Here is a 12,760-nt window from a genome sequence, read left to right on the forward strand (position 1 = left end):
AAACTGGTAGCACGGCGCTAGCTCAATGCCAAACCGAAGAAGCAAAAGGCGCGGCGATGTTCTATAAACCTGATGACGGCCACCCCCTGCCCCACAACCCATTCAATGCCATAGTCGCACCGCGCCCGATTGGGTGGATTTCGACACGGGGGAGCGATGGTCAGGACAATCTTGCGCCTTATTCCTTTTTCAACGCAGTCGCCTATGTGCCGCCACAGGTGATGTTCGCCTCGACCTCGGCCAAAGCGGATCGCGGCGACACCAAGGATAGCGTGGCCAATATTCGCGAGACGGGGGTGTTTTGTGTTAATCTCGTGGGCTACGAGATGCGCGATATGATGAACCAAAGCTCTGGCCCGTGGCCAAGGGGCGTGGATGAATTCACCCATGCACAGATCGCCCGTGCCCCCTGTGAAACCATTGCGGCGGCGCGGGTGGCCAACGCCCCCGCAAGCATTGAATGCAAACTGACCCAAATCGTTGCCTTGGACGGGGCACATAATTTTGCGGTCTTTGGCGAAGTGACGGGGGTTCATATCCGCCCCGATTGCCTGAATGATGGCCGCTTTGACATCACCCGCGCGGGCGTGATTTCACGGCTTGGCTATCAGGATTACGCGCAAATCGGTGAAATTTTCACCATGACGCGGCCTGAATAGGCCAAAATACCAATTCGCGGGTTCCCTTCCCCCCGCCGCTTGCGATACTGAGCGCTTGGATTTGGAACCAACCCATTGAGGGGCAGGATGACAGAGCGCGTGATTGGCGTGATCGGCGGCTCGGGCGTCTATGAGATAGACGGGCTTGAGGGCGCGAAATGGGCTGAGGTGAACAGCCCCTTTGGCACACCCTCTGACGCCATCCTGACGGGCCGCCTGAGCGGGGTCAGCATGGCCTTTTTGCCCCGCCACGGGCGCGGCCATGTCCACAGCCCCACCACGGTGCCCTATCGCGCCAATATTGACGCGCTAAAACGCCTTGGGGTGACCGATTTGATCTCTGTCTCCGCCTGCGGATCATTCCGCGAAGACTTGGCGCCTGGTGATTTCGTCTTGGTTGATCAATTCATCGACCGCACCTTCGCGCGCGATAAATCTTTTTTCGGCACAGGCCTGGTGGCCCATGTCAGCGTGGCGCATCCAACCTGCGCGGATCTCAGCGCAAAATTGGCCAAGGCCGCAAGCGCAAGCAGCGCAAAATTGCATCAAGGCGGCACGTATCTGGCGATGGAAGGCCCGCAATTCTCGACCCTCGCGGAATCACTGATGTATCGCAATGAATGGAAGGCCGATGTGATCGGAATGACCAATATGCCAGAGGCAAAATTGGCCCGCGAAGCGGAGATGTGCTACGCCCCGATTGCGATGATTACGGATTATGACAGTTGGCATGCAGATCACGGCGCAGTGGATATCACCGAGATCATCAAAACCCTCACAGGAAATGCAGAGAATGCGCGCAAAACCATAGCCGCCTTGCCTGCGCTTTTGGGGCCTGAGCGCGCGCCTTGTCGGTGCGGCTGTGATCGCGCATTGGATCACGCCATCATGACGGCCCCCGATAAGCGCGACCCTGATATGGTCACCAAGCTAGATGCGATTGCAGGCCGCGTGCTGTAAGGCCCGCCGAACGGAGAGACGCTATGACGCCCCAAAAAACGGTTCAGGATTATATCCGCACCATTCCCGATTTCCCGCATGAGGGGATTTTATTTCGTGACGTGACCACGCTTTTTGCAGACCCGCGCGGGTTTCGATTGGCTGTGGATCAATTGCTTGCCCCTTATGTTGGGCAAAAGATTGATAAGGTCGCGGGGCTTGAGGCGCGGGGGTTCATCCTTGGCGGCGCGGTCGCGCATCAACTGGGCAAAGGTTTTGTTCCTATTCGCAAGAAAGGCAAATTGCCCGCGGCCACAATCAGCGAAGATTACGCATTGGAATATGGCACCGCCACTGTCGAGATCCATGATGATGCTTTCGAGGCGGGTGAACGTGTCCTGCTCGTGGATGATCTGTTGGCCACTGGCGGCACGGCGCAAGCGGGCATTCACCTGATTGAGCGCCTCGGCGCGCAGGTGACGGGCTGCGCCTTTGTGGTTGATCTGCCCGAATTGGGGGGGCGCGCCAAGCTTGAGGAGATGGGCCAAAGCGTTCACGCGCTCTGCCAATTCGATGGGCTATAAAATTTTTCGCAATTTCACCAAAATTTAACGCCCTGCCCTGTATCGAAGGGGCGTTCGCCAGCACGTGCGAACATGTTGCTTGCTAACCCAAACCCTCGCCTCGCTCATATTATGGGCGGGGCGAATTTTGGATGTAGGGGATGGAAAGTGCCTTGGCCGCTTGCGGGGCGGGAAACTTTCCTCTAGTCAAACCCTGTGGCCGCTTGCTGGAACTGGTAGACAGACCGGACTTAAAATCCGAGGCTTTCGGGCGTGTGGGTTCGAGTCCCACAGCGGCCACCACCTTCCCCAAAAAAAATCACTTTTTTTCTTCGCTAAATTAATTACTGGCGAGGTAAAAAATGCACACAATACCGCACACATTAATTCGTGACGGGAAATACCTCTACAATCGTAGAGTTCCGGTAAAAGCGCAGAATCGTTACGGTAGACTAATTCGTTTCCGTATTGGCAGTGATCCGCAGGTCGTTGAACTTGTAGCAGTTAGGATCACTGATTTACTATCGCGAAGCTTCAATGACGGAACGGTCTTAGACTACAAAGCAATTGCTGAAAGCTTACGGCCAAAAGAGGAAAAGTACTCCTACTGGCTCGAGGAGTATTTGGAACTTCGTAGGATCGCTCCGAAGCATCCACACCTCGCAGCCAGAACTTTGTTTGCCGTTTGTGGTGATAGGGACGTAGCCGATTACTGTAGAGACGATGCTCGCGCTGTAGTCTCTTATCTAAGCAAGTCCGGCGTATCGACATCTACGGTACGCAAGCGCATCAATTCGATCAGTGCAGTCATGAACTACGCCTACGCTGAACTGGATATTGAGAAACGGAACCCTTTTAGCCGTGTATACATCAAGGGCGAAGGTCTTGATGTAAAGAAGCGCGGTACTTTCACCCATGAACAGTTAATCGCAGGCTATAAAGAAGCATTGAGTAGCGGCAGTACCGTGAAGCTATTGATGCCTCTGCTTGGCGAAACAGGGTGTCGCATCTCTGAAATTGTTGGGTTGAGAGTTGAAGACATCGACTTGGGAAGTGCTGTCATACACATATGCCCACACGCCCACAGAGGCCTCAAGACGGCTTCTAGTGAGAGAACCCTGCCGCTTGTAGGTGCAGCGCTAGAGGCCCTCTGCATAGCTCTGAAGCAGTCTGACGGAGTATGGCTGTTTCCCCGTTATTATGATGCTTCGGGCTTCAAAGGTACACATGCCTCCAACGCTATCAATAAATGGCTCAAGCAGAGATTTGATGGGCTTACTGCCCATAGCCTACGTCATACCATGCGAGATAGGCTGAGAGAGGTGGAAGCGCCATTGGAACTGATTGATCAGATAGGTGGCTGGTCTTCAGTAAGCAATGTGGGTTCACGGTACGGGTCAGGCTACAAAGTTGAACAACTGCAGATATGGCTAGACCGTGCATCAATTCCTTTATCCGCTTGCAGACTTAATCCGTAGCTTTGGGACTACACCAGTTGCTAGTTCAAAGGATTTGGACAGGAAGTCTTCTGCCACTTCTACATGACGCAGTGGCACAACTATTGCGTCATGCCCAGGCAGACATGGCACGTTCTTGAACTTGTATAAGCGGTACATAGTCAGAAAGATAATCTGAGCTTCAGTGTGTTGCAGTGTGAAGGAGTCTTCTTTCACCGGTTCCAACAAATCTAGGAATGGCATAGCCTTGAGAAACTCATTTGCTACATCTTTCCACTTATGGCCTTTAACCTTCATGCCGTAAGGCCACCGCTCTCGTGGGAAGCTAGCGTTCCCCAATGCTTTGGTGATTACTGTCTTTACCTGCTCACGATCTAGAAGTTGGGCCGTGTTTTCGACCACATCAGCATAGAAGTCTCTGGCCTGAGGCACTGGCTCATGAGGCTTTCTTTGGCCCCTTATGAAACGGCTCCAGAGGATTGTTGGCTGACATGCTGCAATATCAATCTCAATAACAGGCTCACCATCAATCAAAATGTTCAGCCGGTCTTTCTCCTTCATCTGCTCACAGCCACCATAGGGGCGGCCTGACCCGTTCAAGTTATGGATGAAAGTGCGGTTGAAACCTCTGAATGTCTTTGGCTCACCCTTGATTGTCAGAAGTCCAGTGAAGGTATGTTCAAATGCTAACTGATTGACCAAATGAACTTCATTACGGAGATCATCTGGTTGCTGTCTGTCTATCTGCCGTTCAGGCAAACGGTATCCATTTATGCGAAGATACTTACTAAGCGTCCTCTGCTTAATCTTAACAGTCTGAGCTTTGGTGAGCTTTGGTCTGTCAGGAAGTACATCTTCCCACTCCAGAGCTTTGGGTAGCCTTGAGATTAACTTACTGGAGACCTGCCATCGCTTAGCATAACCATCTTTAGAGATTTGATTGGGAACTACAGTTAGCCATCCCTTTTTGATCATCGCTTTTTGAACTGTGTGAACAACATTAAGGGTTACAGGATAACCTTCCTGCTCATGTTTATCTCTGTTTGTGAGCCAATAAACTTGGTGATCTGGATCATCTAACGCAGCCTTGCAAATAGAGCAGAAGACAAAAGACCTCTTCTCCATGTGTTTGCTACCCCGTGAGGTGAAGTTTAACTCAAAGAGCAGAGGCATGAGGTTACCACTAACCTCCTTAAAAACATGCCTGACAAAAGTACCTTTAGTTAGATCATCTACTACTGTTACTATGTAGTTCTATGTCTCCCTTACAGGGTATTCGTTAAAGGTTTACTGGGACGTTTTTTTATCTATATCCCTACTGCACTAACCTATCATTATTTGTGGTGTAGTGAGCCTTTTTACAGAGAGCATCCTTGCAGCCGTCCCGAAACCCAATGCCCTCTACGCCACGCTTATAATGGCGCTATAGGCGTCACATGACCCACTGTTATCAATTAGATAACGACCCTTAATCGGTGAAGCTTTTGTTTCAGGAAAACTAAAACAACTACCTCAATTACACTCAATTACATTCTTAGTAATTGGGTCTGGCAGCAGTCGATATAGTGATGGACAAATAGATTCTGGATACGTGGCGATGTGCTGGCCACCTCCATTATCCAATCGGAATTCATCTATGGAAATGCAATCTCCCGACACTGATCTAGACTGTAAAGTCAGTGGGTCGTTTTGAATAACGGTAATTGTTTCTTCGCTTTCACCGCTGGCACACAAATTAGGGTTATCACTTTGCCTACAAGCATCCGTTCCGTATATCGTTTCGCTCCACTGGCCGTAGCGGCTAGTGAAAACTTGTAATACTAGATTATCGCTGGTGTTAACTGCCTGAGACAGTGCAACAGCACAGGACTGAGTGGCTTGTGACAACATGTCAGCAGGCACGCCTGAGATCAGCACACGATCATAGTTCCCGTCATTAATGGCACTTTCTACGAGAGCGTCATTGGCTTGTTCAACGGCATCACAACTCCAATAGGTACCTCCCTCTTGGGTGGTTGTGTACACTGGTCTTGCTGAATTAATCGTATCAAAGTCGATTATTTGGATGTTTGAGGTGAGGCTAAGCGAACCATCAGAATTTACAGTTCCGTTATATGTTGTAACAGCAGTGGCGTGTACTGTAAGGCTCGGATTGTAGTACACGTACTCTGCTTGAAATGTACGAAGCTGCTCATCTACGTTGAAGTAGTTTACCCTTAAATCGTTGGAACTGGTGTCGTCACCATTGATCATTTGCAAGTAGCCTTGAGGTGTAAATCTCTGAAATGACCGAGCCTGACCAGTACCACATGACAGGTTATCGTCAAAAAGTGTCCATTCCGTTTGGACAAAATCCGATGCAAAATTGCTGCCGCTAGCTGGACTACTTGATGAGGTTGCAGGCTCACTTGGACCTGCAGGATTTTTGTCCCCTGTCGGCGAAACGGGAGTTTGCTGTGGGTTTGACAGGTTGTTTTCCATGTCGGACAACCGGCGTTCCCAATCGCCCAGTTGACGCTCCCACTGGTTTAAGTCTGCTTCACGTTGATTGAGGCGCTGTTCCCAGTCAGCTAATTCTGCCTCACGATACTCTAGCTCAAGCTCCCAGCTATCATCTTCGGTATCGCCGCCCATGCGCATCGAAAGAACTCGAATAGAGGGATTGTCTTGCGAGCCGCAAGCCTCAATTTCAACCGTATACTGACTGCCAACAAGAACCTGAGCAGGCATGTCGCCCATTCCATTAGCGTTCATATAGGCTCTTATAGCCTGACCGTAGTTAGCTCTGGCCTCACGGTTCACCATGATCGGATCGGGCTTATCATTCGGGTCAAGCCGCCCTTGTTGGTTCACATAGAAGCGATCTTGCTGAAACACAGCATACGCATCACCGAGTGCAGAACCCGACGAATTGAACGTATCTTCGTATGAAAATTCTTGGGAAACCTGCGCGACTGTACATGACTGAGAGAAGGCTACGGCAGGCGCTAAACTAGTAATTAAGGACAAGATTGCCAATGTTTTCATACGCAGCGCCATTGTAGTCTCCATCAATTTCTATCTAAGTTGTAGCTGGAGAGAAGTTCACTTCAAGATATTGGGGAAATAATCCATGCGTACTGCAGGCAACGTATTATGGTTTGTGCTGTTTGGTTGGCACATAGCTCTCACGTGGCTCGTTGCAGGATTGATTTTCGCCATAACGATTATTGGCCTACCACTCACACGTTCAGCGCTTGAGATGGCGAAAATGAGTGCGTTCCCTTTCGGGAAAGAAATCGTTCACATCAGAGACATTGACCAGAAAGAACTCTCTCCAAAGACTATGATGACCGGCACTGTTGGCTTCATATTCAACCTACTATGGGCAGTAACATTCGGCATTCTTCTGTTCTTTTACTACATCCTTGCGGGTGTTCTGGCCTGTTTGACGATCTTACTTATTCCCTTCGGACTACAATGCTTCAAACTGGCGGCTATCTCCATTTGGCCTGTTGGTCGTAGGGTGGTTAGCAACGAAGTTGCTGGGATTGTAAGACATGACAAGGCTGCCGGTTACATAGCGAAGCATCGTAGCTAGTATTCAAGAGTAGTAACTCAGCAGTAGCCGGCCCTTTGGATGGCTGATCGTCCAGCATCGGTTTCAAACGCTGCGTACCTGCCTCCGGAGTAACGTCTGCAGTCCAATGCGTAGCCGTTACTTACAGCAATAGCTCCAATATCGTCGCCATTGAAAAAGCACACCCCAATCTGCCGATCATAACTACGCTCACCAGTAAGCTCACAGGTGACTTGTTGGTTCAAAACCAACTCCGTCATGAACCGTTTTGCTTGTTGTCCGATGTTGGTGGATAGCTCAGGCCCGTCTAGTCCGTTCAACCTGACAGCTACGTCTCCGACCTCAATTGTGTCTACATCCCTAACGTGCGTGACATAACCGATAACCTGTGACCCGTTTGGTGTTGCGGTTGTCGGCAACAGCGAAAACATCAAGATGCCAAAAGTCATGAATGATATGCGGGCCACAGAAATCAGCCTCCAGCGCTTGTGTAATCCACCGTAGCGCTTCAGTTGCACCACCTGAAGCTCACTTAGCAATTTCCAGCGTTGATGAACCTAAATTTACATGGTCTCAAAAAGTACCAGAAAATTTCAGATGCCAAAGTACTGATTTAGAGAAGGGGGTAGTCCCCCACCTCCGCCCTCCTGCTGAGAGCTTATCAGAAAGCCCCACCCCCACCTTTTGGGCCAGATAGTTAATTTAAGACTGAATTATGAGTCCCGAATTAGGACACATACTTTTCCACATGAGGCTCAGTAAATATTGGTTATAGCCTCACGTTATTTTTCATGCCTTCATGAGTGTGAGTACACGTGTATTCATACACAGGCTAACCACAAATCAATTTCCCACACTAATGGATTGGTAGTACGACTTTTCTGTTTGATATACGACTTGCCCGTAGCTACTGCCTTCACGAATTTCGATACCTAAAATAGCGTCTCTTGAGATATTCCTAGCGTAAATCCCAAACGACCTTGGCACTGAAAATTCGTTATAACGACGTGTCCCAATGTCATAATCCTGATAAATGCGGGTTCTTCCATCTGTGGTAACTTCTAACTCACTCAAGCATTCTACCAGAGGCACGTCCATCCCATAAATCCGACAGTATAACTGTACAAAAAAGACATCTTGCGCGTAGGCCTGTGCGTTAAAAAACAGCGTAAAGGCTAATGAAGCAAAACCAATTTTTGCGATCTTCATGAGTTACCTCCAGAAATAATTAGTAAAATCGCTGAGTGCTTGTGCAGACAATAAAATTCTCGTCCCAGTACTCGTCCCAACCGAAGTCTTGTCTTTGCTGCCTAGTTGGATAGGTGCGTCCAGACACAAGCCCACTCTCTAGGTCACCATAATCAAGCGATAATTCAGTACCGGTGGGATAGCGCAACCGCAACGCCAAGCCTTCTTCGTCACGATCAAGGATCCTAAACTCAGTGGACTTTTCCCAACCTTGGCAGATTTCGCCTGACCGCGTTTCATTAGTTCCTACTCCCCAAACTTCCATGTGTTTTTGTGTGCAATCATCTCTTACTAATGTATCTGCTCTTGCTTCTGTAAGCGTTGTACCTGAGCCTGAGTGAAAACTAAGGAAGGAGAAAACACTTAAGTTTGCTGATGGAGATGCCCTCAACTCAGCGATAATTTCAGGGCATTCCGCTCCAAGAAAATCGGAAAAACCAATATCAGTTCCCGTAAACACACCTTCATCTATGTCTACATACGCCAATCCATAAGATGCACTTTCTAATAGTCTTTCCCCAGACAAATTATCGTCTTTGCACGCTGCTAGTGCTAAAAACGAGAATAAGACCAGATTTCTTTTAGCCATCGCACACCCACTTATTTTAATCCCATGATGATTATCTAAAGAATTCAGAATATTGCAAATCGTTTCTCCAAAAAGCTCCAGTGCTTTGAAGCATACCCCACCGCTTTTAAATCAGACGAACAGATTAAGATCGAAGTTCGATTTCCAAACTAGCACCCATGCTTTGGAAACAGAAAGCCAACAAAATTAACTTCCAATGCCTAGTAATTTGATCTGCCACTATGCCTGTCAGCACACATTCTTTCACACACAAACTTAAATTATGCCTGCTGCGGCGAGTGCAGCGGAGCGTGCAAGAGTGCTGCACACACTGACCCCCAAGATAGAGTGGAACGGCAATATTCAATTGCAGGACGGTAAACTTATAAGTCGTTGACAAATATAGATTTATTTACACCTAAGGCGATTAGCGCCAGCAATCAAATACACTACATTTAGTATTTTATTTCAAGTAATGTTCTATATGTAGCCTATACACATCATGCAGCCTTTACTTGCAGTGCATCAGCGATTGAGGCACGATGTTAACCACACGAAGAAAACTAGTGACGTTTTTGAGAAAAGTTAACGTGGCAAGGCCTTTGGGAACGTGTCAACCAGACCAGTAGGCTTTCGGGCGTGTGGATTGTATGCAGCGCATTGGGCAAATACTGAGTTGGTTTTGATGCGATCAAAGCCAACCACAGCCACAGCGGCCACCACCTTCCCCAAAAAAAACGCGCCCCAATGGGACGCGTTTTGAAAGATCAGGCGTGACGTTTGATCAGGCAGCTTCGGCCTGATTGCGGCGTTCGCTTTCCTCACGGCTCAGCGCAACAGAGGTGCGCACGCCAGAGGCCACAAATTTCATCAAGCCTTGAACAACGCGCTCATTGGGGTCGATCCCTGCACAGCTGAGCACTTCGCGCCCATCACGGGAGCGCGCCCAGCGTGCGATTTGCTCTGGACCGTTGCCGAATTTCTTGTCATCGGCGATTGCATCATCAAGCGCGGCCAAAACAACGGCAGCAAATAACTTGCGTGCGCGTTGACCTTGCTCGTAATTGAAGGCGGTGCCATCAACGAAATCTCGCATTTCGTCGTCCTTTTTATTTTTTGCTCTTGCGTTTTGCGGCGTGGGGCTCCTTATGCACATGTTCTAAGCGATTCTGGTATGCGAATATTGCATACCTCGTATGCGTTTTCTGCATGGGATCGCATTTAATGCTGCACGGCGCTTGTGTATTGCCACCCTGATATCGCCTAGATATAGGGAGCATTAATCAATCATCAAGGTTTGCTAGGGTTTATAATATGCCTAAAATCAACGGCAATGAAATTCGTCCCGGAAATGTTTTGGAACATAATGGTGGCCTCTGGGCCGCTGTAAAAGTGGATCACGTGAAGCCTGGTAAGGGCGGTGCTTTTGCTCAGGTCGAGATGCGCAATTTGCGCAATGGCAGCAAATTGAACGAGCGTTTCCGCTCTGCGGACAAGGTAGAACGCGTGCGTCTTGAACAAAAAGACCAGCAATTTCTCTATGAGCAAGATGGAATGTTGGTGTTCATGGACGCCGAAACCTATGAGCAGATCGAATTGCCTGCGGAATTGTTGGGCGACCGCCGCCCCTTCTTGCAAGATGGGATGACCATCGTGGTGGAATTCCATGAAAGCGAGGCGCTCAACGCAACCTTGCCTCAGAAAGTCACCTGCAAAGTTGTGGAAACAGAACCCGTGGTAAAGGGCCAAACAGCCGCGAATAGCTTTAAGCCCGCAATCCTCGACAACGGCGTAAAGGTTATGGTTCCGCCCTTTGTCGGCCAAGAGGAAATGATCATCGTGAACACCGAAACGATGGAATATTCCGAGCGCGCCTAAACACGCACGCGGTCGGTCAGATCAAATGCCCTGCGCGATGCGTGGGGCATTTTTCGTTTGGCAGATCACTTTGACCAAGGATTGTCGCCGCGCGTCTTGCGGGTCACCCGCGGCACACGGGTGACTGCGGGTGGCGCATTTTTGGGCCGGCCCACAGCAGGAATTCGGCTTTGGCCGAAGCGATATTGCGCCTCTTCATGGGGGGGAACCCCCGCGGTGCGCGCCCAAAAAGCCTGAGCGCCACGTTTGATCCAAAACGGCAGCATCAATGCGAAGCCCACGATAAACCCGCCCGCATGGGCCCAATAGGCCACACCGCCACCTGTGGCATCCATCGACAGACCATTAAACAGCTGCAGCCCAAACCATAGCCCCAACATGGCCCATGCGGGCACAGTGAAGACTTTGAAGAAAATGATGAAGATACAAAGGATGTCGATCTTCGCGCGCGGGAATAACAGCAAATATCCCCCCATCACCCCAGCGATGGCCCCAGAGGCACCCACCATCGGCACTTGCGAAGCGGGGTTTGACAAAATTTGTCCAAACCCCGCTGCGAGCCCTGCGACAAGGTAAAAGGCCAAAAACCCAACATGCCCGAGCTGATCCTCTAGGTTATCGCCAAAAATCCATAAGAACAGCATATTGCCGATCAGGTGCATCCAGCCGCCATGCAGAAACATGGACGTAATCAAACTATGGGGATCTCCGCCCTTCAGCACTTCGGCGGGGACAAGCGCCCAACTGTCAAAAAACCGCGCAAGACCTGTAGGGGTCGATGAAAGTTCGGGGTAATAGCCCAGAAACACAACAACATTCACCAAGATCAGACCGATCGTGATCACGGGCTTGCGGTTGGATGGGTTATGGTCGCGTATCGGAAACATGACACTGCCATCTTCGCGGGACCGCGCCTGTCGTCAAGGCTTATCCATCCAGTTTCTCAGCCGCGAGGATCATACGAATTTCGCGGCGCACAAATTTGCGCAGATTGCTGGTAATCCGTTGCCCCAAATCACCCTGCAATTCCTCGCGGACAACACGCGCAACAAGGGCGCGTAACGCAACTTCGTCTTGCTCGGCCAAGATGAGATCGGCCTCTTTTGCAGCGAACCGCATATGCGGGGCATGGCCCAAGTCATCAACAGGATCCTCCGTTGCAAGATCATCTTCTTGCCCCTCTGGCTCGGGCTCAATCGTGTAGACAGGGGGGCCTCCGCTTTGGGCTTGGCCCTCAATGGCGGCGGCGGCGCGGCGAAGAGGGTCAGGGTTTCCACCTCCTCGTCATAGCCATCTTCATCGGCTATCTCGGTTGATATAAAATTATGATGCCTTTCAGGCGCGTCGTGTTGCGCTGCATCTGCCTGATCAGGCAGGGGATCTGCAGCGGGAGGTATGGCCGCTTGAGGCGAAGCGTCTTGCTGCACTGCCCCCGCAGGTGATGCGGCGGGGCCGCGCAACCCTTCTGCAGCGGCAGCCAAGGCAGCACCAAGCGCATCTTGCGGTGCGGCTGATGGCAAAGCGCCGCCATCTGCATAATCCGCCAAGCGATCCTCACGCGCCCAAGCCCGTTCATCGCCAGACGCGTGATCTGCAGGATCAAGGGGAATGACTGCCCAAGGGTTTTCAGGCTCACTCACCCGTTGGCTTGGGGACAGCACCAATTTTTGCTCAACAGCGTCACCCACTGGGCGCGTTGGTCGCAAGCGTGGTTCTGCGCGCAGCGCGCGGCGCTCGGCCGATGACACCGTTTGCGCGGGCGCTGTCTTAGCCACCAAACGGCGGATGGAAGAGAGCACATCCTCTATATCAGCGCCGTCTTTATCTTCGCTCATCCCGTCACCCCAAATGCCATCCGCTTTGCGGTCTTGTTGCCGATCTCACCTGCA

The 12,760-nt window shown here is 50.5% G+C and carries 14 protein-coding genes and 1 tRNA gene; 7 read left to right on the forward strand and 8 right to left on the reverse strand.

Features of this window, described 5'->3' with window-relative positions:
* The first annotated feature begins 56 nt into the window (after positions 1 to 56).
* The 5 genes from AAC622_RS07550 (at position 57) to AAC622_RS07570 (ending at position 3,639) form a co-directional block, all read left to right on the forward strand.
* Positions 57 to 659 carry a flavin reductase family protein gene (locus AAC622_RS07550; RefSeq protein WP_340261186.1) on the forward strand — a complete coding sequence of 201 codons (603 nt, stop codon included), beginning with the start codon at positions 57 to 59 and terminating at the stop codon, positions 657 to 659.
* 87 nt (positions 660 to 746) lie between these two features.
* Positions 747 to 1,619, forward strand: a complete 873-nt coding sequence (locus AAC622_RS07555; RefSeq protein WP_340261188.1) for an S-methyl-5'-thioadenosine phosphorylase — start codon at positions 747 to 749, stop codon at positions 1,617 to 1,619.
* Between the two features lie 23 nt (positions 1,620 to 1,642).
* On the forward strand, positions 1,643 to 2,182 hold the full coding sequence (locus AAC622_RS07560; protein WP_340261190.1) for an adenine phosphoribosyltransferase: 540 nt from the start codon (positions 1,643 to 1,645) through the stop codon (positions 2,180 to 2,182).
* A gap of 197 nt (positions 2,183 to 2,379) precedes the next feature.
* Positions 2,380 to 2,464: transfer RNA gene (locus tag AAC622_RS07565), tRNA-Leu, on the forward strand.
* Between the two features lie 59 nt (positions 2,465 to 2,523).
* Positions 2,524 to 3,639 (forward strand): tyrosine-type recombinase/integrase, encoded by a 1,116-nt coding sequence (locus AAC622_RS07570; RefSeq protein WP_340261192.1) that lies wholly within the window; start codon positions 2,524 to 2,526, stop codon positions 3,637 to 3,639.
* Here the strand turns inward: AAC622_RS07570 and AAC622_RS07575 are convergent.
* The gene (locus AAC622_RS07575) at positions 3,613 to 4,743 is read right to left on the reverse strand and encodes a hypothetical protein (RefSeq protein ID WP_340261193.1); all 1,131 of its coding nucleotides are present in this window, start codon (positions 4,741 to 4,743) and stop codon (positions 3,613 to 3,615) included. The two genes, AAC622_RS07570 and AAC622_RS07575, sit on opposite strands and share 27 nt — an antisense overlap.
* 387 nt (positions 4,744 to 5,130) lie before the next feature.
* Positions 5,131 to 6,657 (reverse strand): hypothetical protein, encoded by a 1,527-nt coding sequence (locus AAC622_RS07580; protein ID WP_340261194.1) that lies wholly within the window; start codon positions 6,655 to 6,657, stop codon positions 5,131 to 5,133.
* 73 nt (positions 6,658 to 6,730) lie between these two features.
* Here AAC622_RS07580 and AAC622_RS07585 point away from each other — a divergent pair, with 73 nt between their 5' ends.
* Positions 6,731 to 7,198 (forward strand): YccF family protein, encoded by a 468-nt coding sequence (locus tag AAC622_RS07585; RefSeq protein WP_340261195.1) that lies wholly within the window; start codon positions 6,731 to 6,733, stop codon positions 7,196 to 7,198.
* Between the two features lie 17 nt (positions 7,199 to 7,215).
* Here the strand turns inward: AAC622_RS07585 and AAC622_RS07590 are convergent, their stop codons facing one another.
* The 4 genes from AAC622_RS07590 to AAC622_RS07605 all read right to left on the reverse strand — a co-directional run bounded on the left by AAC622_RS07590 (position 7,216) and on the right by AAC622_RS07605 (position 10,089).
* The gene (locus AAC622_RS07590) at positions 7,216 to 7,698 is read right to left on the reverse strand and encodes a thermonuclease family protein (RefSeq protein WP_340261196.1); all 483 of its coding nucleotides are present in this window, start codon (positions 7,696 to 7,698) and stop codon (positions 7,216 to 7,218) included.
* 322 nt (positions 7,699 to 8,020) lie between these two features.
* Entirely contained in the window at positions 8,021 to 8,386 is a 366-nt protein-coding gene (locus AAC622_RS07595) for a hypothetical protein (RefSeq protein ID WP_340261197.1), read from the reverse strand.
* Between the two features lie 19 nt (positions 8,387 to 8,405).
* Positions 8,406 to 9,014 carry a hypothetical protein gene (locus tag AAC622_RS07600; protein ID WP_340261198.1) on the reverse strand — a complete coding sequence of 203 codons (609 nt, stop codon included), beginning with the start codon at positions 9,012 to 9,014 and terminating at the stop codon, positions 8,406 to 8,408.
* 763 nt (positions 9,015 to 9,777) lie between these two features.
* Entirely contained in the window at positions 9,778 to 10,089 is a 312-nt protein-coding gene (locus AAC622_RS07605) for a DUF6280 family protein (protein WP_317656084.1), read from the reverse strand.
* Between the two features lie 218 nt (positions 10,090 to 10,307).
* Between AAC622_RS07605 and efp the strand changes: the two genes are divergently transcribed.
* Complete coding sequence (gene efp, locus AAC622_RS07610; RefSeq protein WP_317656085.1) at positions 10,308 to 10,871, forward strand: elongation factor P; 564 nt, start codon at positions 10,308 to 10,310, stop codon at positions 10,869 to 10,871.
* 65 nt (positions 10,872 to 10,936) lie between these two features.
* On the opposite strand, the gene AAC622_RS07615 is transcribed toward efp, so the two are convergent.
* The gene (locus AAC622_RS07615; protein WP_340261199.1) at positions 10,937 to 11,758 is read right to left on the reverse strand and encodes a rhomboid family intramembrane serine protease; all 822 of its coding nucleotides are present in this window, start codon (positions 11,756 to 11,758) and stop codon (positions 10,937 to 10,939) included.
* Between the two features lie 69 nt (positions 11,759 to 11,827).
* Positions 11,828 to 12,706: a hypothetical protein gene (locus AAC622_RS07620; RefSeq protein WP_340261200.1), complete on the reverse strand. Its 879-nt coding sequence runs from the start codon at positions 12,704 to 12,706 to the stop codon at positions 11,828 to 11,830.
* Between the last annotated feature and the right edge of the window lie 54 nt (positions 12,707 to 12,760).

The sequence above is a fragment of the Roseobacter sp. HKCCA0882 genome (assembly GCF_037805225.1).
In the GTDB taxonomy this organism is placed as follows: Bacteria; Pseudomonadota; Alphaproteobacteria; order Rhodobacterales; family Rhodobacteraceae; genus M30B80.

Excerpts from the sequence above, each read along its gene's own strand:
- AAC622_RS07560 (WP_340261190.1), top strand. The coding sequence starts at position 1,643 with ATGACGCCCCAAAAAACGGTTCAGGATTATATCCGCACCATTCCCGAT.
- AAC622_RS07595 (WP_340261197.1), bottom strand. The coding sequence starts at position 8,386 with ATGAAGATCGCAAAAATTGGTTTTGCTTCATTAGCCTTTACGCTGTTT.
- AAC622_RS07580 (WP_340261194.1), bottom strand. The coding sequence starts at position 6,657 with ATGGCGCTGCGTATGAAAACATTGGCAATCTTGTCCTTAATTACTAGT.
- AAC622_RS07615 (WP_340261199.1), bottom strand. The coding sequence starts at position 11,758 with ATGTTTCCGATACGCGACCATAACCCATCCAACCGCAAGCCCGTGATC.
- AAC622_RS07570 (WP_340261192.1), top strand. The coding sequence starts at position 2,524 with ATGCACACAATACCGCACACATTAATTCGTGACGGGAAATACCTCTAC.
- AAC622_RS07550 (WP_340261186.1), top strand. The coding sequence starts at position 57 with ATGTTCTATAAACCTGATGACGGCCACCCCCTGCCCCACAACCCATTC.
- AAC622_RS07600 (WP_340261198.1), bottom strand. The coding sequence starts at position 9,014 with ATGGCTAAAAGAAATCTGGTCTTATTCTCGTTTTTAGCACTAGCAGCG.
- AAC622_RS07585 (WP_340261195.1), top strand. The coding sequence starts at position 6,731 with ATGCGTACTGCAGGCAACGTATTATGGTTTGTGCTGTTTGGTTGGCAC.
- efp (WP_317656085.1), top strand. The coding sequence starts at position 10,308 with ATGCCTAAAATCAACGGCAATGAAATTCGTCCCGGAAATGTTTTGGAA.
- AAC622_RS07555 (WP_340261188.1), top strand. The coding sequence starts at position 747 with ATGACAGAGCGCGTGATTGGCGTGATCGGCGGCTCGGGCGTCTATGAG.
- AAC622_RS07575 (WP_340261193.1), bottom strand. The coding sequence starts at position 4,743 with ATGGAGAAGAGGTCTTTTGTCTTCTGCTCTATTTGCAAGGCTGCGTTA.
- AAC622_RS07620 (WP_340261200.1), bottom strand. The coding sequence starts at position 12,706 with ATGAGCGAAGATAAAGACGGCGCTGATATAGAGGATGTGCTCTCTTCC.
- AAC622_RS07605 (WP_317656084.1), bottom strand. The coding sequence starts at position 10,089 with ATGCGAGATTTCGTTGATGGCACCGCCTTCAATTACGAGCAAGGTCAA.